Origin of the sequence: Halobellus sp. (assembly GCF_042218505.1) — an archaeon.
Taxonomy (GTDB): Archaea; Halobacteriota; Halobacteria; order Halobacteriales; family Haloferacaceae; genus Haloquadratum.
This window is the reverse complement of sequence record NZ_JBDGQZ010000062.1, coordinates 1-3,221: the sequence shown is the minus strand read 5'-3', so window position 1 is coordinate 3,221 and position 3,221 is coordinate 1. Positions and strand designations below refer to the sequence as shown.

Here is a 3,221-nt window from a genome sequence, read left to right as displayed (position 1 = left end):
TCCCCACGATGGAGTACGACGACGTCTGCGTCCTCGTGCCGACCTACAACGAGGCCGAGACAATCGGACGGGTCCTCGACGACTTCAGGAGCGCGGGCTTCGAGGACGTCCTCGTCGTCGACGGGCGCTCGGAGGACGGTACAGACGAGATCGCCGCCGAACACGGCGCGCGCGTCGTCTACCAGTCCGGGTCGGGCAAAGGCCAGGCCGTCCGCGAAGGGGTTCGCGAGCACGTCGACCGCGAGTACGTGCTGATGCTCGACGGCGATGGGACCTACCGCATCGAGGACGCCGAGGCGATGCTCGAACCCCTCCTCGCTGACGACGCGAAGCACGTCATCGGCAATCGCTTTGCGGACCTCCGCGAGGGCGCGATGACCCGCTTCAATCAGTTCGGCAACCGGGTCATCAACCGCGGATTCGCGTTCGTCCACGGCGAGAACTTCGGGGACATCCTCTCGGGGTATCGCGCATTCACCCGCGAGTCGTTCCTGCGGATGACCCTCTCCTCGGACGGGTTCGGCATCGAGACGGAGATGGCCGTCGAGTGCGCGAAGCACCAGATCCCCACGGCGGTCGTGCCCATCACGTACCTCCCGCGGCCCTCCGGATCCGACACGAACCTCCGGCCGATCCGCGACGGCGGGATCATCTTCCTCGAACTGTACCGGCGCGCGAAGACGAACAACCCCCTATTTTACTTCGGGAGCCTGGGCGTGCTCTCGACCGTCAGCGGCCTCGTCATCGCCGCCTACGTCCTGGTGGAGTGGATTACGCGAAACGTCTCTCACGAGGTTCTGGCGGTGGTCTCGGGGTTCGGGATCATCGTCGGCGTCCAGCTCCTGATGTTCGGCGTGCTCGCGGATCTGGTGCTGTCGCTGCACCGCGAGACGTTACAGAAGATCGAAGAGGAGAACGGCTCGGAGTAGCGCCGAATCGGGGACGCCGACTTCCGAAGGAGCAGCGGTCGTGAAGTCACGGTCGCACTGAGAGGTGGAAGGAACGGGGAGAAGTCGATCCGTATCGCACCGCGAGGCTCGCGAACGCGAGCCGAGCGGCACTTTTTCCCTCCAGGTTTTTGTCGGGGGTTCGAGGCCGCGCGGAGCGCGGCCGAGGACCCTCGATAAAAAGGTGGGTTTTAGAACGGCAACAACGCCCGGAGCTGCGAGAACAGCCCGCCGCCCGAGGCGCGGTACTCCTCCAGAACGGGGTGCAGCGCGTCGAGAAGTTCGCGCTGAGTGTCGAACTGCTTCCGGTTCACGGCCGCGAGCGCCTCCGAGAGCGCGACCGCATTCCCGTTGGCGTCGTACGGGATCGCAGGGTCGCCGAGCGCGCGGACGATCTCGTCGGTGGTGGCAGGAAACGTGAGGTTCGCCTCGGAGAGGTAAGGAGTAAGCGCCGCGATGCCGAACTCCAGCGAGTCGGGCTCGTCATCGCCCTGCTGCGGTGGTCTGACAGCCATCGAAGATTGCTACGGATTCGGGGATAGAAAAACCCCCGGCTCCGGCAGCGGAGCAAATGCTCGTTCCATCCGCAAAGTCCGCAGGGTTTTGTGGCCGGCCGCGTCACCTCTCGAACGATGACCGAATACACCACCGTTTCGATTCCGAAGGATCTGGCCGAACGCGTCGACGACACAATCGAGGGGACGAGTTTCTCGAGTACGAGCGATCTCGTGCGGTTCCTCCTCCGGAGCATCGTAATCCAGCACCAGCGCGAGGGCGAACTCACCGAAGCGGAGTTCGAGGACATCGCGTCACAGCTCGCTGACCTCGGATATCTCGACCGCTGAGTCCGAACAGCGAGAGGCGAGGCCGGCCGGCTGTCAGGGGACAGACCGGACCGACCGCGGTCAGTCATCGGAGAGCGTCTCCTGCGGGGGCTCAGAATCGAGAACGTCGAGGTCGAGTTCGCGGTCGTTGCGGTCGAATGCCGCACAGGAGGATCGGTCCCACGGGGGCACTGCGACGACGACCGCAGCGGCGAAGGTGTCCTCCCGCGTGGCCTCGAGTGGGCCCTGCGGGTGTGAGACGAACCGCGCGCGGCCGCGACCCGCTGGAGTTCCGAGGTCGACGCCGAAGACCGCCGCGACCGACCCGCTGGCGTCGGGGAAATAAAAGTGCGTCAGCACCGGCGTGCCGTCCTCAAGCGCGAGTTCGCTCTCGAACTCACCCGCCGGCGTCGACGCGAGCACGACACTGACGGGCGACGGCTCTTCGGCCTCGGCCATCTCGAGTAGCGCGTCGAGGAGCCCGCGGGTGATGTACACCACAGCGGACGAACGGCGGGCAGAAGCAAAACCCCGTCGGACGCTGGCGACCGATGGCCCGCGTCCGAGGCGGGTGCGAGGCGTCTACGACAGGAGTTCGCGGATCATCTGGCCGTAGGCACCCGGCATATTGGTCCGCGCGTCGTCGAGCGTCCGCCGCAGCGTGACGGCTGCGTCGTTCATCACGCCTGCGCCGTGCCCCACGAGGATCCGGTCGGGATCGTATCGCGTGAGCGCCCGTCGCGGCGGAATCGGACGCAGAACCGGATGGACGCCGAGTCGCTCGCCGGGCGCACAGAAGAACGACGCGGTCCCGACGGCTTCCGGGACCAGGAGCGTGCCGTCAACACGGTGGACTAACCCGACTTCCTGCCACCGGGGGAGGCTCGAATCCCGGATCTTGATCGGCTCGAAGCCCGAATCGCCGAGTTCGGTGCCGTAGCGCTCGACCGGCGCATCGAGATCGCGTTCGACGTCCGACATCCACCGTGGGAGGTAGACGGGCACGTCGTGGCGTCGCGCGACCGTCGCGGCGTCCCGCTTGTGTCGGTCGAGTCCGAGGACGACGCCCGCGACGTCACCGAACTCGGCCAAGAGTTCGTCGAGGTCGGGCGCATCGACCGGGTCGACGACCCAGACGCCGCCCTCGTCGCCGACCAGCGCGTGGCTCGCACGCTGCATCTGTTCGTCGGGATAGGCGATCCACCCGACGCCGCGGTCCCAACGGTCGATCTCACGATACCCGTCCGTCTCGCCGCCCTTCATTGGCATACAGTTCGCTCGGAACGCGACGGTCATAACTCCGCCGTATGCGACTGTCGAGGGGCGAGAAGGCTCTCAGCGTCGTCTGGTGAGAACCGCGGCAAAATTTATCACGAAGTATGTTATACGTTCTCGTATGTGGAGGCGCATATACGAACCAGTCCAGGGAGGTGGACGGCCTCGGGAGGAC

5 protein-coding genes are annotated in these 3,221 nt (G+C 65.9%); 2 read left to right on the top strand and 3 right to left on the bottom strand.

What is annotated here, in order from left to right; genetic code table 11:
- Positions 1-8 precede the first annotated feature (8 nt).
- Positions 9-929, top strand: a complete 921-nt coding sequence (gene aglJ / locus ABEI27_RS14835; protein WP_375800187.1) for an S-layer glycoprotein N-glycosyltransferase AglJ — start codon at positions 9-11, stop codon at positions 927-929.
- Positions 930-1,138: 209 nt separating this feature from the next.
- On the opposite strand, the gene ABEI27_RS14830 is transcribed toward aglJ, so the two are convergent.
- Positions 1,139-1,462: a hypothetical protein gene (locus ABEI27_RS14830; protein WP_375800186.1), complete on the bottom strand. Its 324-nt coding sequence runs from the start codon at positions 1,460-1,462 to the stop codon at positions 1,139-1,141.
- Between the two features lie 117 nt (positions 1,463-1,579).
- On the opposite strand from ABEI27_RS14830, the gene ABEI27_RS14825 reads away from it, so the two are divergent.
- Complete coding sequence (locus tag ABEI27_RS14825; RefSeq protein ID WP_375800185.1) at positions 1,580-1,792, top strand: ribbon-helix-helix domain-containing protein; 213 nt, start codon at positions 1,580-1,582, stop codon at positions 1,790-1,792.
- Between the two features lie 60 nt (positions 1,793-1,852).
- Here ABEI27_RS14825 and ABEI27_RS14820 read toward each other — a convergent pair whose 3' ends face one another.
- Complete coding sequence (locus ABEI27_RS14820) at positions 1,853-2,272, bottom strand: hypothetical protein (protein ID WP_375800184.1); 420 nt, start codon at positions 2,270-2,272, stop codon at positions 1,853-1,855.
- Positions 2,273-2,353: 81 nt separating this feature from the next.
- Positions 2,354-3,040 (bottom strand): hypothetical protein, encoded by a 687-nt coding sequence (locus ABEI27_RS14815; RefSeq protein ID WP_375800183.1) that lies wholly within the window; start codon positions 3,038-3,040, stop codon positions 2,354-2,356.
- Positions 3,041-3,221 lie beyond the last annotated feature (181 nt).